Origin of the sequence: Streptomyces sp. NPDC048612 (assembly GCF_043199295.1) — a bacterium.
Classification (GTDB): Bacteria; Actinomycetota; Actinomycetes; order Streptomycetales; family Streptomycetaceae; genus Streptomyces.
In genome coordinates, this window is the sequence record NZ_JBICVV010000023.1 from 8570 (window position 1) to 25610 (window position 17041).

The following is a 17041-nucleotide window of genomic DNA, read 5'->3' on the forward strand; positions in this document are numbered from 1 at the left end:
ACACCCCGCCCGCGGTGGGGGGGGGGGGGGGGGCCCCGGCGCGCGGGGGGGGGGGGGGGCCGCCCGCCGGGGGGGGGGGGGGCGCGGCGGGGGCGCCCCCCCCCCCCCCGCCCCGGGCCCTTGTGCTGCGTCTGCGACACGGCGGAGATGCGCCGCGGGGAGGCTTGCGTCAGTTGACCTCGGTGACCGCCGGCGGGGACCAGGTGCCGTCGAGGACGCTGGACTTGGGCAGGTACATGCGCAGGATCATGGAGAACCGGCCGCTCGGTGCGGGCAGCCAGTTGGACTTCTTTCCTGCCGGGGCGTCGTGCTGGATGTAGAGGTCCGTGGAACCGTCGGGGTTGCGGGTCGGCTTGACGCCGTGGCCGATCTCGTAGCGGTTGATCGGGTTGCGCACCAGGAAGCCGTCCGGGTCGTACATCGTGAGGGACCAGAAGGCCTTAACCGGCGGGGTCTGCCCCGGGGGGAAGTGGAGGACGTAGCGCTTGGCTCCGGTCAGCGACTTGCCCCGGCTGTCCTTGCGGACGATCGGGTAGATGGCGTCCTGGGGGCGGTTGGCGCCGAGCCCCTGCCAGGCGGTGGTCGCGCGCAGCAGGTAATTGGTGCCGTAGTCGCCCAGGTTGCGCGAGACTCGCCAGCCGTTCACGTTCTTTCCGGAGGTGGCGAGCGCGGCCTTGATCTGCTTCTGGGCCGCGGGGACGGCCTCGCGCAGGGCCTTTGCCGTGGCAGGGCCCTTGGCGTTGATGTCGAACGGCCGCCCGGGGACGATGCCCAGGCGGGCCAGGGTGGCCACCATGCGGGCGTCCTTCTTCGCGGGCGGGTTGGTGGCCATGGACGAGGCGAGCTGGGAGAAGAAGGTCTGCGCGTCCATGCCGGCGACGCGGGCGGCCGGCGAGGTGGCGGGCACGTTCGGGTCGACGTGGCCCGGCGGCGGGGTGTGGTGGTGGCCGTAGTCGCGGAGCGGCTTGAGGGTGTAGTGCCGGGCCAGCTTCTTGACCGCGGGCAGGTCGGAGGGGCCGTCGAACTGGGTCCGGCCGAGAATCCACGCGGTCCGGGTGGGCGACTTGATCTGCTTGACTCCGGCGGGCAGCCGGCCGTGCCAGCCGGGGCCGGTGATGGCGAAATCGCCGGCCTTGCTGCCGGTGGTACGGGTGCCCGGAGTGGCGAAGACGTCGGTATAGGCGTTCAGCATGGGCATCATGAAGTACCGGCCCTTGGTGTCCGGCACATGGAGCACGATCGGCCCCTTCTTCAGGTCCAGCCACGCCGAGGTGTACAGGGTGTCGACGTTGGGGGCCACCACGTTGTGGAACTCCGGGCCGGGGGTCCGGTCCGCCTTGGCGAACTGGTTCACCGGTGCCCGCAGGGTCGCCGGGTCGGGCTTGCGGACGTTGGTGGACGCCTGCTCGGTGGCCCGTGCCAGGACCAGTGGGTAGCCGTAGACGTAGGCCTTGACCGCGTCGGCGGTGGTGGCCTCGGGAGCGGGTGCGGGCGCGGGGTGTGCCGTGTTCGCCGGGGCTGCTGTCGCCGGCACGGCGGACAGGGCGAGCATGGCCACCCCCACACCGGCGGCACCCCAGCGGCGGAGTTGTCGGGTCGAGTTCATGAAGGTCTTTCCTCACAGGACTGTTGTCGGAGTTGACGGCCGGATGCGGGTGAGGCCGGTCCGGCCCCGGGTGAGGCCGGCCGACACCGCGCAGCACGAAGGTCAGGTCGCTGTCGCCTCACTCTCGTCCCACCGATGGCCTGGGACAATCGGTTCTGAGGACACGTCAGGCGGCCTATCGTTGTGAGGTGTCACAACGCAGCGCGTCGCCCTCTGAGGCCCCGGAACCCGGCGAGGACATCCGTGAGCAGGTGGTCGGGATGGCCGCCCGTCTCGAACCCCGGATCAACCAGCTGGCCAGGCTGGTCGTCGAACGCCAGCGGGCCGAGGTGCCCGGCTTCGACCGCCTGCCCGGCGACATGCAGGATCTGGAGATCGCCTCGGCCGCCCGCCACACGTTCCGCGGCTTCCTCCGCGGCGTACAGGGCCGCGCGGACACCGACGCCGAGGTGCTCAGGGAACGCGCCATCCAGCGTGCCTCGGAAGGTGTCCACCTGACCGGGCTGCTCAGGGCGTACCACGTCGGCGCCGAGGTGGTGGCGGACGCGCTCGGCGCCGCCGCCCGCCCCGGGGAGGAGGCCGCCCTGCTGTGGCTCACCCGCCGGCTGTTCACGACGGTCAACTCCCTCGTCGAGCAGGCCACCGAGGCGTACCTGCTGGGGCTGGCCGACCAGCAGGAGGCGAAGCGGGAACTGGCCGCGGCGCTGCTCCGCGGTGACGCGCCGCAGGAGGTGGCGGCCCGGTGCGGACTGCCGCTCGAAGCCGGCTACCTCGTGCTCAGCGTCCGCGCCCCCGTGCCCCAGGAACCGGTGGCCGCGCGACGGCTGCTCCACCAGGTCCTGGTCCGGCTCGCGCCCGCCGCGGACGGCCGGGTGCTCAGCCTGCCGAACGAACAGGGCGGCCACATCCTGCTCCCCCTCGGCACACCCCACGCCGACCTCGTCCGGGATCTGTCCACCGGGGCTTCCCGCCCGGTGATCGCGGGGGCCGCCCTCGCGGCCACGCCGGGAGACGTTCCCGCTGCCGCCGGGCAGGCGCACCGGATCGCCGCCATCGCCCGCACCCCCGGCGTGCACCGGCTCCAGGACGTGCTGCTGGACTACCACCTGGCCGGGTCCGAGGACAGCGCCGCCGAACTGGCCGCGCTTCTCGGCCCGTTGGACGGCCACGCCGGTCTGGTCGAGGCCGTCGCCGCCTTCCTCGACTGCGACCTCGACCGGCGCCGCACCGCCCAGGCGCTCAGCGTCCACCCCAACACCGTCGACAACCGCCTCACCCGAGCCGCCCAGCTCACCGGCCTGGACCCGCACACCACACGCGGCGTACAGCTCTTCGGCGCCGCCCTCACCCTCCGCCGGCTCGCCGAGGACTCGGCCACCGGCCTCCTCCCCGGCTGAGGGCGGGTCAGGCCCCGTCCAGGTGGGCCGTGTCCCCGAGCCGCGCCAGCTGGCGGTTGTGGAAGAAGTCGTCCTCGCGGAGGTGGGTGATGCTGCCCGACGGCGCACGGAGGTTGACGTAGCCGAGCGAGTCGGGCGGCATCCGAATCCAGGCCGCCACGACGAAGGTCAGGGCGAAGCCGTGGGTGACGATGATCTGGTGCTCGCAGGGGCGCTTGAGGATGTCGTCCATGGCCGCGTAGACGCGCCGGGCGAAGACCTCCTTCGTCTCGGCCCCCGGGACGCCCTCGTCATGCCCCATCCGGTCGCCGTCGGCGGGCGGTGGGACGAAGCGCTTGTCGAGCCATTCCTGGGGGCGGCCCTCGGCCTCGCCGTAGGACTTCTCGCGCAGCCGCGGGTCGAGCACCGGCTCCACCCCGAAGAGGCCGCCGATCTCCTCGGCGGTGCGGCGGGTGCGTTGCAGGTCCGAGGAGATCACCTCGACTCCGGCGGTCCCGGGGATCTCGGCCCGCAGCGCGCGGGCGATCGCGGTGGCGTCACGCAGGCCGGCAGGGGTCAGCCGCGAGTCGTGCCAGCCACCGACGAGACCGTCGGTGTGATGGAGCGCCTCCGGGTGGGTGACGACGTGGATGCTGCGCACCGGTACGTGCCTTTCTGGTCAGGGCCCGTCGAGGGACGTGACGGACTTCGTGCCCCCGTCGGGTAGCTCCCCTCAGGGGAGGGACAGTTCCAGAATCATCAGACCCCACAGCAGCCGGGCGTGGTCCCGTTCGCCGTCCGCGTGTTCCCTGAGGACTGTTCGGACGGCGGCTCCGTCGAGGAAGCCGGAGGTGCAGAGCCGGGGTACGGACAGTACCTCGGTGACGAAGTCCCAGAGCTTGGTTCCCGGGGTCAGGAAGGCGCTGACCGGGAACGTGAACGGCTGCTTCCGGCGCTCCCGGACCGCCCGCGGGATCAGTTCCCTGCCCGCCTCCCACAGGATCTGCTTGCGCGTCTGTCCGGCGACCTTCAGTGCGTCGGGGGTGCGGCGCGCGAAGTCGGTGACGGAGGGCTGGCAGTAGGGCACGCGGCCCTCGACCGCGTGGGCCATGGAGAGATGGTCGAGCTTGCGCAGGTTGAGGCTCGGCAGCTTGTGGAGACGGTCGAAGTCCAGCAGCTGCTCCAGGCGCGAGGGGGCGGGCCGGTTCAGCAGCTCCAGGGCGCGCCGGCGGCTGCTTCCGCGGGCGTCGAGCTCGGCGCGGTAGTCCGCGGTGTAGAGCCGGCGGTACTGGGCGTACGGGAGCAGGGAGAGGCGATCGAGGTAGCGGCTCTGCCAGGTGTCGGCGCCGCTCGTGGCGGGGGTGGCGCCCAGGGCGGTGCTGTAGCGGCGGTAGCCGCCGAACTGCTCGTCCGCTCCGTCGCCGACGAAGCAGACCCGGAAGGAGCCGCGCGAGATCTCCCGGAAGAGGACGTATGCGCTCAGGGCGTGCGGCGTGGCGTTCGGCGTGCCGAGCGCCGCCACCATGGCCGGGATCAGCTCGGGCAGTTCCGCCTCCCGGATCTCCACCACGTCGAGCGGGATGCCCGCGTACGCCGCCGCCTCGCGCGCATACGTCTCCTCGTCCGAGTCGTGGCTGCCCTCATGGGTGACGTGGAAGCCGGTGACGTCGGAGCGGCGCCGGGCGAGCAGTGTGGCGAGGACGGCGGAGTCGAGTCCGCCCGAGACCTGGACGGCCACGGGCGCCTCCTGGAGGGACATCCGCGCCACTTCGCCGGCCAGCAGGGCGCCGAGCGCCGGCGCGGTGCACGGCTCGTCCGACGGCTGCGCACCGGCGTCCGTCGGCAGCGGCGCGGTGAGGCGCACGGTCCCGCGCTCGTAATCCAGCCGCTCACCCGGCTGCAGGGCCGCCACCCCGGCGTACCACGACGAACCGTTCGGCAGGCACTGCCAGTTCATGTAGTGGTCAACGGCGAGCGGGTCCACGTCGAACGGCTTCGCGGCCAGGGCCGTGAGCCCGCTCAGCTCGGACGAGAACGCGATGCCGTCGTCCGTGGCGGTGTAGTACAGGCTCTTGACGGCGAGCGGGTCGCACCACAGTTTCAGCCGGCGCCGCCCGGCGCGCAGATCCACCAGAGCGAGGGCGTACATGCCCTCGATCCGCTCCACGAAGCGGTCGCCGTGGAGTTCGTAGTACGGCAGCAGGACCGAGCCGTCGGAGTCGCCGTCGACCTGCACGCCGTGCGCGGCGAGTTCCGCCCTGAGGGCACGGAAGTTGTAGATCTCGCCGTTGAACACCGCGTACAGCGATCCCTCGGGGTTCGTGAACGGCTGGCAGCCGTGGGGTGGGTCCTGGATCGCGAGGCGGTTGCAGCCCAGGCCCCAGAACTCACCCCGGGCGAACCGCTGCCGGTCGGGGCCGCCCGGCAACTGGGCGTCCCGGGCGGCCTCCAGGGCGGTCACGTCGAGATCCGGTCCGAAGTAGCCGTAGATACGGCACAAGAGCATCTCCCCCTGGAAGACGAGAGCGCGGTGCAGGGCGGGTGGCGCGGCGGGCCCTTCAGGCGGACTTGTTGTCCTCGCCGGCGGGTGCCGCCCGCTCCGCGGCCCACTCACGGAGCGGCAGCCGGTGCTCGGCCGCGCTGCGCGCCGTCATGGCGGTCAGCAGCTCGCGCAGCGAGGGAAGGCCGGATTCGGCCTCGCGGGCGCGGAAGCTGTACTCGTTCGAGATCTCGGCGTTCCAGCTCATCGTCCGGTGGAGTTCACCCCTCAGCACACCGAGGAACTCCTGCCGGCCGACGAAGGCCTCGGCCTCGTCGCGCACCCGGCGGATCTCGGCGAAGGCCTCGTCGATGAGGTCCAGCCACTCCAGGACGGCATCGGCGGCGCCGGCCGGGTCCCCGGGGCCGTAGGCGTTGAGGTGGCGGAAGCGCCCGCTCAGGCCGGAGAGCCGGGCGGGGAGCCGGGTGAGGAAGCGGGCCAGGTACTTCGGGTTGCGGTTGGTGTTGCCGTAGGCGTGCGTCAGGCCCCGGAAGGTGTCGGTGCCGAGCTTGCGGGCGGCGATCAGCGCGGACTCGTGGTCGTGCTGGGCCCACATTCCGGCCAGGTCGCGAAAGTCCGGGTAGCTGCCGACGGCGGTGCGGAAGGCCGTGTACGCCACCTCGCCCGGCCGCACCTCGCTCGCGAGCTTCTCGAAGGCGGGGGCGTTCGTCAGCGGGACTCCGTAGGTGAGGCGGGAGAGGACCCGGAAGTCCACGGCTGAGGCGGCGAAGGCGGAGGACTTGCGGGCGCGGCTCCGCAGTTCCGTGTACAGGCGCGCGTGCGCGGCGAGCATGTCGGAGATCTCCTGGACCGTCCGGTACTCGACGTCCACCCCCAGCAGGCTGTCCGGAAGGTAGTCGAAGCTGGCCTTCACGCGGTCGCCGCTCGTGTAGTAGCGCATGTGGCTCGCGCGGGGGAAGGTGTCGCGGTGGAAACGCCCGTCCTTCTCCTGCGCGATGACGCAGAAGTCGAAGTCCGACGACGGGGTGCCCGATCCGTCCACGAGCGAACCGGACAGCATCAGGATGTCGCTGTCGACGAGATGGATCTTCGCGAGCACGGCGTCCTCGTCGAAGGGGTCCATGCCGGGGACCGCGGACAGGTGGGCACGGAAGGAGAGCACGGCGGGTCTTCCCCTCTCTGCCGGGCGGTGTCCGGTTCCGGACCGCCGGCGATGGTGTGCGGATAACGTGACCTGGTGACTTCGCTGAACCTCCGGCACTCCGTCCGTGCGCTCCTCCTGGACGGGGAAGACCGCATCCTGCTCTGCCGGTTCACCCTGCCGGAGCCGGACGGCGACGGGGCCTCCGCCTTCGTGGTGTGGGCCGCTCCGGGCGGAGGTGTCGCCCCGGGCGAGTCCCCGCTCGGCGCCCTGCGGCGCGAACTGCGCGAAGAGGTGGGGCTCGACCTCGCCGGGCGCGCGGAGCCGCCCCACGTGTGGCACCAGGAGGTCGCCGACCCCGGTATGAGCAAGGGGTACGACGGCGTCGTCAACGACTACTACCTCGTGCGCACCGCCTCCTTCGTCCCGCGCGGCGCCCTGAGCGATGAGCAGCTCGCCGCGGAGAACATCAGCGGGATGCGCTGGTGGCGGCCGCGGGACATCGTGGACCACCGCGGCCCCGACCTGTTCTCGCCGCGCGATCTGGCCACGCCGCTGACCGCGCTGCTCACGGGCGGGGTTCCGGACCGGCCGGTGCTGCTCGGCCGGTGACGTCCCCGAGCCGCTCGGCGAGCCCGTCCGCGAGCCGGCCGACCTGGCGGCGCACGTCACGGAACTCGTAGCGGAAGCGGAACGTCGGCAGCGCCGCCAGGGCCTCGCGGGTGCGCAGCAGGCTCCCGGGGCGGGGCTCGTGGCCGAAGATGTTGAGGTGTTTGTTCGGCAGGGCGAGGACGTGCTTGTCGAGCGGCCCGGTGCGCTCGGGCGGGAGTACGAGGGACAGTCCGGCCTCCGACGGGTGGTCGGCGAGGCTCAGATGGACGAGCGCGTCGACCCCGGCCGACCGCCCGATCTTCGTGTGCAGCAGATCCGCGTACTCCCAGGGGTAGATGAGGGCCGTCCCGTGCTTCTCGACCCCGGATTCCCGCAGGCCCGGCAGCGTCTCGTTGGCGGGGTGGGTCAGTGCGGCGAGGATGTCGGCCGCCCGGTCCGGTCCGAACAGCAGGTCCAGGGTGTCGAGTCGGACCGAGACGGACCGCGGCCACCCGTCGCCCACGACGGCGGTGCCGGCCCCACCCTGCTCGGGGCCACGGTCCGGAGCAGGGTGCTCCGTCGTCAGGCTCACGTCGTCGTTGCCCACCATGACGCCCGAACCGTCCAGCACGGCGGCCATGATGAACGAGGTCTTTCCCGCCCGGCTGCCGCCGACCAGGGCGACGCCGATGCCGTTCAGCTCGACGAGCCCGGCGTGCAGGAAGAGCACGCCCTGACGGCTCGCGGCCGAGCGGTGCACCGCCCTGGTGGCCCGCAGCAGGGACTGGACGACCCAGGCCTCGCCCTCCGGGGCGACGTGGTGGAGGGTTCTGCGGGTGTGGTCGACGGCGTACTCCAGGGGGAGTTCGCCGAGCGCGGTGACCGACTCCGGTACGGCGCCCTCCGGAGGCGGCCCGGATTCCGCGATCACCTGCCACGCACCCGGTGGGGACGGGCTCCGTTCGAGGGTCAGATAGGGACGCGCGAGCCGGTCGATCCGCTCCGCGACGGACGGCGTGCAGGTCAGTCCGGTACGCGCGAAGCGTGAGCCGACGGTGTACCGGTGCGTCGGGCTGCTCGGTGCCATGGGCCGATCGTGACAAGGTTTCCGTGGCCTGTCCGTGGTGATTCCGCTGGGCGGAACGGAGGCGGGTCAGTGGCTGCCGGTGTCCCCTCGGCCGGTCTCCGCGCCGGTGTCCCGCCCCTCCCCCACCAGGGGGCCCCGGGTGTCCCACCCCAGCTCGGCGAAGCCCCGGAAGAACCGGCCGTTGGACCGTGCGGCGGGGAGTCCCAGCAGCCGTACGAGGTCGTCGGCCGCGGGCCCCGGAGCGAGCGGGGCGTCGTCCGTGCCCATGTCGGTCCGAATCCAGCCCGGACAGTACGAGAAAGCGGCCAGGTCCCCGCCGCCGGCGGTGAACTGCCGGGCCACCGTGAGGACCAGGGAGTTCACCGCCAGCTTCGACGAGCGGTAGGCGAAGGAGGCCCCGTCGGCGTCCTGGAGCCTGCCCATCCCCGACGAGACGCAGACGATGCGGCCGGATGCGCGCGCGAGCATCCGCGGCGCGTACCTCAGGACCAGCTGCGCGGTGCCGAAGAGGTTGACCTCGAAGGTCTCGCGCAGGTCGGCCATGGAGAGTGCGAAGAGATCGCCGTACCCGCCGCGCGGATCGTCCACGTACACCCCGGCGTTGTTGACGAGCACGTCGATGTCCTCGGCGGCGTACAGGCCGTCCGCGAGCGGCTCGCGCAGATCGGCCACCCGGTAGGCGTCGACGGCGGCGCCGCGCGGCGAGGTGGCGAGGCCCAGGCCCAGTACGCGGTAGCCGGACGTCTTGAGCGCACGGCAGAGGTGCGCTCCCAGGCCGCGGGAGACACCCGTCACCAGTGCCGTCGGCATGCCGCGAGACTAGCCGCCGGGCCGTAGCCTGTCCTCGACCGTTCTGCCCAGCGAAACTCCGGCATGAGGCCGTTGCGACGGAGGCAGGACGCAGCAGGCCGGGGCAGGACCGGTCAGAGGGACACCGAACGAGGGGGAGACTGCTGATGCGCGGGTACCGGCTGCTCGTCACGGGGGCGAGCGGAACAGGCAGTACGACTCTGGGCCGTTCGCTCGCGACCCTGTGGGCCGTGCCGCACGCCGACGTGGACGACTACCTCTGGCTGCCGAGCTCCCCGCCCTACCTCCACAAGCGCCCCGTCGAGGAGCGCGTCGCCCTGATGAACGCGCTGTTCGTGCCGCGCGACGCCTGGGTGCTCTCCGGATCGCTGCGGGGCTGGGGCGACGGCGTCGTCGCCCAGGCGGACGCGGTCGTCTTCCTGACCGTCGACGCGGACACCCGCGTGGAGCGGCTGCTGCACCGTGAGGTGATCCGGTACGGCGACACGATCGGCAGCGGCGGGACCCACGAGACCGCCCACCGGGACTTCATCGAGTGGGCGCGCGGCTACGAGGACACCGACGTTCCGGGACGCCGGTCCAAGGACGAGCGCTGGCTGGCCGGGCTCGACCTCCCGGTCCTGCGGCTGGACAGCGACCAGCCGGTGGAGCGCCTGGTCACCGCGGTGACCGACTGGCTCGGCGGCGAAGTGGCCCCGCGCGGGCGCCGGCGGTGACCTCCGGCGGGTCCGCCCGGCTCACGGTCCCGCACGCCGTGGGGCTCGTCACCTCCGGTGCGGCGCGGGCCCTGGAAGGCCGCGGTCTCAACACGTCGTACCAGGTGGCGCACGGCGCCCGGACCTTCTCCGTGAAGGTGCACTGCGCGGAACGCTCCTCGGAAGCCGAGTACCGGCGCATCCTGCGCGTGGACGAGGTGCTGCGGGGCGCGGACTGGTACCCGCCGCTGCTCGGCATCGGGCACGACGGGACCGGCCCGCGCCGGCTGGTGGTGATACGGCCCTGGGCACCGGGAGTGCCCTCGGACGACGCGCGGGAGCGGATCGGCGAGGTCATGGGCGTACTCGCCGAGCTGGCGGCGCGCGGGGCCGGGACCGGGACGGAGACGGTGGCCGGGGAGGAGCTCGTCGGGGACTACGCCTCGCCGTGGGTCGCGGGGGCCGGGGAGGAGCGCGCGCTCGTGGGGCCGCTGCTGACCGGCGCATGGCAGGGCCTCGCCCGCGCGATGGACGAGCATCTCGGTGAACTGCGGGACGCCGCACGGCGGTTGACCCGGACCGATGCCCTGCTGGTCCACCACGGCGATCTGCACGGCAGGAACCTGATCTCCGGCGGCGGGCGCGGCGGCGGGCGGCCGCTCACCGTGATCGACTGGGACGAGGCGGGCTTCTCGCGCCGGCCGGCCGACGCGGGCAAGGCGCTGTGGCTCTCCTGCCGCGCCGGCCGCGGGGACTTCGAACTGGACCCGGCGGCCCTGCGCCGCTTCCTCACGCAGCTGCACACGCGTCTGCCCGTGCCGTACGCGAGCGCGGGCGACCTGGCGCGGCTCGGCGCCCTATGGTTCCTGCCGAGGCACGGCCATGTGACGCTGCTCGGACGGCGCGACGCGCGTCTCGGGCCGTGGTACCTCGGCTGGGTCGCGCGCTTCTGGGCGCGGTTCCGGCGGAACCTCGACCTGGTCACGAGGACGGCGGCGGCCCTCGACGCGGTCCCTCCCCCGGACGGGGAGACGGACCCGGGCCGCTGACGGTCACCTCCGTACGGCGTCCCGGAAGTCGTCCGCCAGCCTCGCCAGGTCCGCCGCACTGCCCACGGAGCAGCGCAGGACGCGGAGTTTGGTGAGGTGCTCCAGGAAGGCGTCGAGCGACGGCGGCGCGGTGCGGCGCCGCACGGGGACGTTCAGCCAGTCCTCGCCGTACAGGTTGTCGTCGAGGGAGAAGCAGTTCCGCTTGATCACATCGGCCGTGTGGTCCGGTGCGGCGGGCCCGAAGGAGTACCCGGCGTCGAGGTCGACCCGGGGAAGGAGCACGGCGGCGAGCGGGGCGTTGGGGACGACGCGGACGCCGAGGTACCGGCCGACCTCCTGGGAGCTCAGCTTCAGCTTGTCCTCGCCCTGGAAGCGGTCCCAGTCCGACCCGGGCGGCGGGAAGCCGGCGCGTACGGACCAGGACCGGAAGTCGGTGACGCCCATGGCGTCGAGCGAGCCCTTGTTGATCGCGAGGGGCAGCGGGCAGGCGGTGACCCGGTATCCGTCGCCGTCCGACGGCTGGTCCAGGTGCATACGGTCGTTGCCCATCCAGCCGGTCCGGGACCCGGCCCCGGCCTCGTCGCCGGACCCGGCGCCGGACAGCAGCCGGGCCAGTGCGATGGCCGTGGTCGACTTGCCCGCTCCCGAGTCACCGATGACCAGGCAGGCACCGTGGTCATGGACGAACGCCGAGGAGTGCAGGACGAGGGAGCCGCCGGCCTTGGCGACCCGGGTGGCCACATCGCGGATGACCCGGGTCAGCCACCGGTCGCCGAGCCCCGTCCGGGGCCGTACGACGGTGAGGGTCCGCTCCGTCCGTATCAGCGCCGCGGTCTCGTCGGAGTTCACGTCCCGGAGCGTGAACACCGTCCAGCCGTCGCCGTCGTACCGCGGCAGCCGGTAGTGCCGGGTGAGTTCGTACGTGCCGCGCACGGCGGTGTCCTCCGCCGCCCGGAGCAGCTCCTCGATCCCGGCGGGCGTGCGGGTCAGATCGATGACGGTGAGCGGGGGTTCGGACACGGCGGAGGTCTCGCTCACACCGAGCATCCCGGGCGGCCAGAAGGTCTCCGTGACCAGCCCGTCGGCCTCGGCGGAGGTGGTGACGACCCGTAACGGCTGGTCCCGGACGAGGAGGTACCGGGTGATCGCCCCGGCGGGCTCGGTCTCGGCGAGTGCGCTGACGTTCATGAAGGCTCCAGGGAGTCGAAACGGTCGGGACTGGCGTCCGTCAGGACAGCGGCACGGTCCGGGCGACCCCGCGGCGGAACACCGTCCACCCGCGGAACCCGATCTCTTCGAGCACCTTGGCCACCTCCGGGAACTGGTCGCAGACGCGCTCCGGCACATGCGCGTCGGAGGCGAAGGTGATCGGGACCCCGAAGTGGTGGGCGCGTTCGAGGACGTCGTAGTCGGGGTACCAGCCGCCGCACATCTTGGTGCCGCCGGAGGTGTTGATCTCCATCACGGCGCCGGCGTCCCGGATCGCGCGCAGCATCTCGTCGGCCGCCGCGGGCGCCGGTGCGCCGGCCAGCTTCGGGTAGTTGCCCTTCAGCGCGTCCACATGGCCCAGGACGTGGAACAGCCCGGAGCGGGCGCATTCGGCCACCGCCCGGAAGTACCGCGACTTGACGGCGCCGAGCTCGTCGTCCCTGACCGACTCCCAGCGGCCGGTGTCGAAGATGTCCCGGCCCTCGAACATGTGGACCGACCCGATGACGTAGTCCAGCGGATACCCGCTCAGCGCCCGGCTGTACGGGTCCATACGGCCGCTGAAGAAGTCGGCCTCGGTGGAGACGAGGATCTCGATGCTGTGCGCGAACTCCTCCTTCAGCGCCAGGGCTTCGGCGATGTAGGCGGGGAACTCCGACTTCGGCATCGCCACGCGGGGCTTCGCGTGGTCCTCGTCCTCCGCGAACCAGGGCGTGTGGTCGGACAGGCCCAGTACTTTGACGCCCTTGTCCAGGGCCGCCGTGACGTAGTCCCGCAGCGAGCCCGTGGCGTGCCCGCAGCGCTCGTGGTGCGTGTGCAGATCGATCATCGCGTCACACCGCCAGGTATCCGCCGTCGACGGGGAGGTCGGTCCCCGTGATGAAGCTTGCTTCGGCCGAGAGCAGGAAGGCGATGGGCGCCGCGACCTCCGCCGGGTCGGCGAACCGGCCGAGCAGGAACCTGCCGCCGTGTTCCGGGGCGGCCTCGGCCGCCGCCCGGTCCAGGCCGAGGGCCTCGCGGTGGTAGCGCTCGTTGTTGGCGTTCCACACCGTCCCGGGGCTCACCGAGTTGACCCGTACCCCCCGGGGCGCGAGTTCCTCCGCGGTGCACCGGGTGAAGCCGAGGACGGCCGCCTTGCTCGTGTTGTACGTCAGATAGCCGCGCTGCGCGATGTGCGCCGAGATGGAGGCCATATTGACGATCGCGGCGCCGACGGCCCGCTCCGGCAGCCCGGCGACGAACTCCCGGGTGACCAGGGAGAGTCCGATGATGGTGGGGTCGAGCGCCGCGTGCCACTCCTCCTCGGTCGCCTCCAGCCCCTTGAAGACGAAGCCCGCGGCGAGGTTCACCAGCAGCGTCGGCCGCGGCCAGTCGCCGGGAAGGCCCGCGAAGGCGGCCGCCACCGCCGCGCGGTCCGTCACGTCGCCCACGGCCAGCCGCACCTCATGGCCCTGCTGCCGCCACGCGGCCACCGCCGTCCGGCCGTGTTCGGCGCTCCTGTCGTAGACGAGGACGCGGCAGCCCTCGGCGCACAGCCGCTCGGCGACCGCGGCCCCGATGCCCTGGGCCCCGCCGGTCACGACCGCGGTGCGTCCGGAGAGCCCGCGCTGCGGGCCGGTGGTCCCGGTCATGTGCCTGACTCCTTTCCGCTGCCGCACCATCGCGCGACGAGGGCGAGGGCCGCGTCGCGGCCGAGGTTCTCGGTGGCGCCGTGCGAGGAGAGCGTCTCCCCTGAGTCCTCGGAGAGGTTGTGGTCGGCCGCCAGCTCCGCCACCCACGCCGGGGGCACCCCGAGCCCGGCCAGGGAGCGGCCGAACGCGGTGGTCTCGACACCGTTCCCGTCGATGGCCGTGAAGTACCGCCAGACCTGGAACATCCCCTCCAGATGGCCCGCCGACAGATGGACGGCGTTGCGTCCCTCGCCCAGGGCGATTCCCCGCTCCAGGGCCGCCGCGCCCAGCGCACCGCGCAGCGACACCGGGGCCGCCCCGGCGGGATCGAGGGCGCCCAGGAGAGCGCCGCGCAACGCTGCGATCTCGCGGTGGCTGTGGCATTCGAGCAGACCGACGAGAGAGCCGGGGGTGCCGTAGCCCGCGGCCAGGGCGGGCAGGAAACCGTTGAGCACCACGGTGACCGGGTGCCCGTCCGGCTCGGTCACCGAGGCGTACGAGCCGGAGCCCAGCTTGTGGATGCCCGCGTCCCGGCAGCGCGTCTCCAGGGCGGCCGGGGACAGGCCCGGCTCGCGCGTCATCGCCTCGTACGCCCCGAGGACGCACGGGGCCTCGGACCGGGCGGCAGCTGTCACGGCGAGGAGCGAGCCGAGTTCCCGGCGGGCGGCGGAGCACAGCGCCTCGGCGCCGTCGGCGGCGACCCGGTGGAGCCGCGGATAGTGCAGCAGCAGATAGCCGCGCCCGGCGAAGTCCCCGGCCGGCAGCACCACGCAGCGCCGCACGTCCACGCCGCCCTCGCCCAGCACCCGTACGGCCTGCGCCAGCGCCTCCGCCGCGAACCCGGGCGTCATGACCTCGGGCTTGACCACTACCGCGAAGTGGCTGCCGGTCCCGGGCGCGGCCGCCCGCGCAGGGCCGGTGTCCGCCCGCCTTCCCGTGGCGCGCGCCCCCGTGACGAGGGCCCGCGCCCGCTCCGCGCTCACCACAGGGTGACGCCCGTCTCCACCAGTTCCGCGGTCAGCTCGCCGGAGCCGGCGACGGAGGTCTCCACCAGCGACTCCAGGGCCTTCAGCGCCGGCTCGTCCATGTCGGGGCGGGTCGTCACGACGACCTCGTCCGGGCACTCCAGCGGCGCCTCCTTGGAGGTGAAGATGTGCACCTGGGCCGGCCCGCCGAACTCCTCGTGCACCCGCCCGGCGAGCCGCATGGCCAGCACGTTGTAGATCTTGCCGGTGTGGTCGAGCGGGTTCTTGCCCGCGGGTGCCTCGATGCTCATCGGGCGCATGGGGGTGATGAGCCCGTTGACCCGGTTGCCCCGGCCGACCACGCCCACGTCGCCGGTGTCCGCCACGGAGCCGAGCGCGGTGAGGTAGGGGCGGCCGTTGCGGTCGGTGGCGTTCATCAGCATCCGGAAGTCGGGTATGCCGAGGGTCCTGACGAACTCCTCCAGCTCCCGCTGGATCACCGCCTTGCGCGCCAGGTAATGGTCCATCGACTCGATGCCGGCCGCGAGGAACGGCATGTTGACGACCAGGCTGAAGGTGTCGTGCCGTCTGCTGCCGAAGACCTTCACGTCCCAGCCGCTGTCCGGGTGGCGCTGCTTGAAGCCGGGGCCGTTGACGAGGCGCTCCAGCCCCAGCACCGCGTTCTCCAGCCGGGACAGCGGGGCGTAGCCGTGCAGCAGGTTGGTGTCGTTGGAGACCAGCCCGGTGGAGCGCAGCGGAACCAGGTCCTCCGGCGACGCGGGCTGGTAGCGGGAGCGGCCGCGGCCCGCCCCGGTGTGGTCCACCACGCCCAGTTCGAGGACCAGATGGCGGGCGGGGTCGAAGCCCGTGGTGACCTCGGCCAGTACGTCCGCGGCGGCGCGGAACATGAGTTCTTGCACCGGGATCTCGGCGGAGCCCACCCGGAAGGCCGCCTTGCCGAACACCTTGACCCGGTACGGGGAGGTCAGCTCGCCCCGCCCGTAGCCGATGTCCGCTCCGCCGCCGTACAGCGTCACCTTGTCGAACCAGTGGTGGGCGATGCCCCCGAACTCCTTGAGGCAGTGCAGCGAGTAGCAGCGGGACATCCGCTCCGCCATCGCGTCGCACATGGTGTCCGGGTGCCCCACCCCCTTGCGCTCGACGAGCTCGTAGGGCAGGTCCTCGACCGACCGGGAGTCCCGTTGTATCGACAGCATCGACCGTCTCTCTTCTCGCTGTTCCGGATGGTTTCGGTGACCGGTGCCGGGTCAGGCGGCGAAGTCCAGGAACGCCGTCCGGGCCTCCGACTCGGGCAGCCCGCGCGGCGGGCTCTTGAAGAGCAGCGGCGACGGGGCGTCCACCCGGCCGGACAGGCCGCGGTCGACCGCGGTCTTCGCGGCGCGCACGGCGTTGGCGATGACACCGGCGGCGTTCGGGCTGTCCTCGACCGTGAGCTTGATGTCGATCTGCACCTCGGAGCCGAGCACGGAGGTGGCCCGCACGTTGGCGAAGCACACCTTGGTGTCGGCGAGATGCGCGATGTAGCCGGTGGGCCCGGCCACACCGTCGACGTCGGTCATGCCCGCCGCGCGCAGCGCGTTGGCCTTCGAGGTGAACTTGGAGGCCGAGCGGCCGGCGTCCGCCAGGTTCATGAAGTCCGTGTTGCCGCCGACGTTGAGCTGGTAGGTGCCGGCCAGCTGGAGTCCGCGGCTGAGCAGCAGCTCGATCAGGGCGGTGTGCAGACAGGTGGCGCCCAGGTGGCTGCGCAGGTCGTCACCGAGGAGGGGTATCCCCGCCTCGGCGAAGCGGCGGCTGACGCCCTCATCCCGGGCCAGCTCCTCGGGGGTGCAGTTCACGACGGCGACTCCGGCGGCGAGGGCGGCGTCCGCGAACATCCGGATGGCCCGGGACGCGCCGGTGGGCAGCGCGATCACGAGGACGTCCGCCTCGTGGTCGACGAGGGCCTTGGCGATGTCGTCCTGGGTGGCGTCGCGGGCGGCGTCGGCCGGGACCACGACGGAGCCGAGCGGCCCGGCGAGGCCGTCGAGGAGCGGTGCCGCGAGGACCGGGGCATGGCGGTCGCCGCCCAGCTCGGTGAAGGCCGTCGCGGAGATGACCGGAGCGGTGAACGCCTCGGCCAGGGGACGCCCGACCTTCGCCGCGTCCACGTCGAACGCCGCGACGACCCGTACGTCCGCGAGCCGGTAGCCGCCCACGGTGGGGCACATCAGGCCCGGCAGCGGGGTGTCGGGGTCGGCCTGGGCGAGGGCGACGAACTGGGCGAAGCTCCAGGCGCAGTTCCCGGCACCGGCGAGGGCGACTCGTATGGGTTTCATGGGAGG

At 72.7% G+C, this 17041-nt stretch carries 16 protein-coding genes; 4 read left to right on the forward strand and 12 right to left on the reverse strand.

Going from position 1 to position 17041, the window contains the following annotated elements; all coding sequences use genetic code 11:
* Positions 1 to 169: 169 nt before the first annotated feature.
* Positions 170 to 1606 carry a DUF1254 domain-containing protein gene (locus tag ACGFN2_RS28295; protein WP_393365257.1) on the reverse strand — a complete coding sequence of 479 codons (1437 nt, stop codon included), beginning with the start codon at positions 1604 to 1606 and terminating at the stop codon, positions 170 to 172.
* Between the two features lie 188 nt (positions 1607 to 1794).
* Here ACGFN2_RS28295 and ACGFN2_RS28300 point away from each other — a divergent pair, with 188 nt between their 5' ends.
* Positions 1795 to 3003, forward strand: a complete 1209-nt coding sequence (locus ACGFN2_RS28300; protein ID WP_393365259.1) for a PucR family transcriptional regulator — start codon at positions 1795 to 1797, stop codon at positions 3001 to 3003.
* Between the two features lie 7 nt (positions 3004 to 3010).
* Here the strand turns inward: ACGFN2_RS28300 and ACGFN2_RS28305 are convergent, their stop codons facing one another.
* The 3 genes from ACGFN2_RS28305 to ACGFN2_RS28315 all read right to left on the reverse strand — a co-directional run bounded on the left by ACGFN2_RS28305 (position 3011) and on the right by ACGFN2_RS28315 (position 6644).
* Positions 3011 to 3643 carry a histidine phosphatase family protein gene (locus tag ACGFN2_RS28305; RefSeq protein WP_393365261.1) on the reverse strand — a complete coding sequence of 211 codons (633 nt, stop codon included), beginning with the start codon at positions 3641 to 3643 and terminating at the stop codon, positions 3011 to 3013.
* Positions 3644 to 3715: 72 nt separating this feature from the next.
* Complete coding sequence (gene asnB, locus ACGFN2_RS28310; RefSeq protein ID WP_393365263.1) at positions 3716 to 5482, reverse strand: asparagine synthase (glutamine-hydrolyzing); 1767 nt, start codon at positions 5480 to 5482, stop codon at positions 3716 to 3718.
* 58 nt (positions 5483 to 5540) lie between these two features.
* Entirely contained in the window at positions 5541 to 6644 is a 1104-nt protein-coding gene (locus ACGFN2_RS28315) for a hypothetical protein (RefSeq protein ID WP_393365265.1), read from the reverse strand.
* Positions 6645 to 6719: 75 nt separating this feature from the next.
* Here ACGFN2_RS28315 and ACGFN2_RS28320 point away from each other — a divergent pair, with 75 nt between their 5' ends.
* The gene (locus ACGFN2_RS28320; protein WP_393365267.1) at positions 6720 to 7235 is read left to right on the forward strand and encodes an NUDIX domain-containing protein; all 516 of its coding nucleotides are present in this window, start codon (positions 6720 to 6722) and stop codon (positions 7233 to 7235) included.
* On the opposite strand, the gene ACGFN2_RS28325 is transcribed toward ACGFN2_RS28320, so the two are convergent.
* The gene (locus ACGFN2_RS28325) at positions 7192 to 8301 is read right to left on the reverse strand and encodes a hypothetical protein (protein WP_393365269.1); all 1110 of its coding nucleotides are present in this window, start codon (positions 8299 to 8301) and stop codon (positions 7192 to 7194) included. The genes ACGFN2_RS28320 and ACGFN2_RS28325 overlap by 44 nt on opposite strands.
* Positions 8302 to 8367: 66 nt before the next feature.
* A complete protein-coding gene (locus ACGFN2_RS28330; RefSeq protein WP_393365271.1) occupies positions 8368 to 9111 on the reverse strand; it encodes an SDR family NAD(P)-dependent oxidoreductase in 744 nt (247 codons plus the stop codon).
* Between the two features lie 146 nt (positions 9112 to 9257).
* Here ACGFN2_RS28330 and ACGFN2_RS28335 point away from each other — a divergent pair, with 146 nt between their 5' ends.
* A complete protein-coding gene (locus tag ACGFN2_RS28335; RefSeq protein ID WP_393365273.1) occupies positions 9258 to 9827 on the forward strand; it encodes a hypothetical protein in 570 nt (189 codons plus the stop codon).
* The gene (locus tag ACGFN2_RS28340; RefSeq protein WP_393365275.1) at positions 9824 to 10855 is read left to right on the forward strand and encodes a phosphotransferase; all 1032 of its coding nucleotides are present in this window, start codon (positions 9824 to 9826) and stop codon (positions 10853 to 10855) included. Before ACGFN2_RS28335 ends, ACGFN2_RS28340 begins: the two co-directional genes overlap by 4 nt.
* Positions 10856 to 10858: 3 nt before the next feature.
* On the opposite strand, the gene ACGFN2_RS28345 is transcribed toward ACGFN2_RS28340, so the two are convergent.
* Genes ACGFN2_RS28345 through ACGFN2_RS28370 form a run of 6 tightly spaced genes read right to left on the reverse strand, consistent with a single transcriptional unit; the run spans position 10859 to position 17035 of the window.
* Positions 10859 to 12043, reverse strand: a complete 1185-nt coding sequence (locus ACGFN2_RS28345) for a hypothetical protein (protein WP_393365277.1) — start codon at positions 12041 to 12043, stop codon at positions 10859 to 10861.
* A 40-nt stretch (positions 12044 to 12083) separates the two neighbouring features.
* The gene (locus ACGFN2_RS28350) at positions 12084 to 12893 is read right to left on the reverse strand and encodes a histidinol-phosphatase (protein WP_393365279.1); all 810 of its coding nucleotides are present in this window, start codon (positions 12891 to 12893) and stop codon (positions 12084 to 12086) included.
* A gap of 4 nt (positions 12894 to 12897) precedes the next feature.
* Positions 12898 to 13695, reverse strand: coding sequence for an SDR family oxidoreductase (locus ACGFN2_RS28355; protein WP_362612655.1), 798 nt, complete (start codon positions 13693 to 13695; stop codon positions 12898 to 12900).
* A complete protein-coding gene (locus ACGFN2_RS28360; protein WP_393365282.1) occupies positions 13692 to 14717 on the reverse strand; it encodes a hypothetical protein in 1026 nt (341 codons plus the stop codon). Before ACGFN2_RS28360 ends, ACGFN2_RS28355 begins: the two co-directional genes overlap by 4 nt.
* Positions 14714 to 15916, reverse strand: coding sequence for a methionine adenosyltransferase (locus tag ACGFN2_RS28365; RefSeq protein ID WP_393365284.1), 1203 nt, complete (start codon positions 15914 to 15916; stop codon positions 14714 to 14716). The genes ACGFN2_RS28360 and ACGFN2_RS28365 overlap by 4 nt, the downstream gene beginning before the upstream one ends.
* A gap of 51 nt (positions 15917 to 15967) precedes the next feature.
* Positions 15968 to 17035, reverse strand: a complete 1068-nt coding sequence (locus ACGFN2_RS28370) for an inositol-3-phosphate synthase (RefSeq protein ID WP_362612662.1) — start codon at positions 17033 to 17035, stop codon at positions 15968 to 15970.
* Positions 17036 to 17041: the final 6 nt, after the last annotated feature.

Bases quoted from the DNA above. Each gene is read 5' to 3' on its own strand.
- ACGFN2_RS28295 (WP_393365257.1), bottom strand. From the start codon at position 1,606: ATGAACTCGACCCGACAACTCCGCCGCTGGGGTGCCGCCGGTGTGGGG.
- ACGFN2_RS28345 (WP_393365277.1), bottom strand. From the start codon at position 12,043: ATGAACGTCAGCGCACTCGCCGAGACCGAGCCCGCCGGGGCGATCACC.
- ACGFN2_RS28355 (WP_362612655.1), bottom strand. From the start codon at position 13,695: ATGACCGGGACCACCGGCCCGCAGCGCGGGCTCTCCGGACGCACCGCG.
- ACGFN2_RS28370 (WP_362612662.1), bottom strand. From the start codon at position 17,035: ATGAAACCCATACGAGTCGCCCTCGCCGGTGCCGGGAACTGCGCCTGG.
- ACGFN2_RS28365 (WP_393365284.1), bottom strand. From the start codon at position 15,916: ATGCTGTCGATACAACGGGACTCCCGGTCGGTCGAGGACCTGCCCTAC.
- ACGFN2_RS28350 (WP_393365279.1), bottom strand. From the start codon at position 12,893: ATGATCGATCTGCACACGCACCACGAGCGCTGCGGGCACGCCACGGGC.
- ACGFN2_RS28325 (WP_393365269.1), bottom strand. From the start codon at position 8,301: ATGGCACCGAGCAGCCCGACGCACCGGTACACCGTCGGCTCACGCTTC.
- ACGFN2_RS28335 (WP_393365273.1), top strand. From the start codon at position 9,258: ATGCGCGGGTACCGGCTGCTCGTCACGGGGGCGAGCGGAACAGGCAGT.
- ACGFN2_RS28330 (WP_393365271.1), bottom strand. From the start codon at position 9,111: ATGCCGACGGCACTGGTGACGGGTGTCTCCCGCGGCCTGGGAGCGCAC.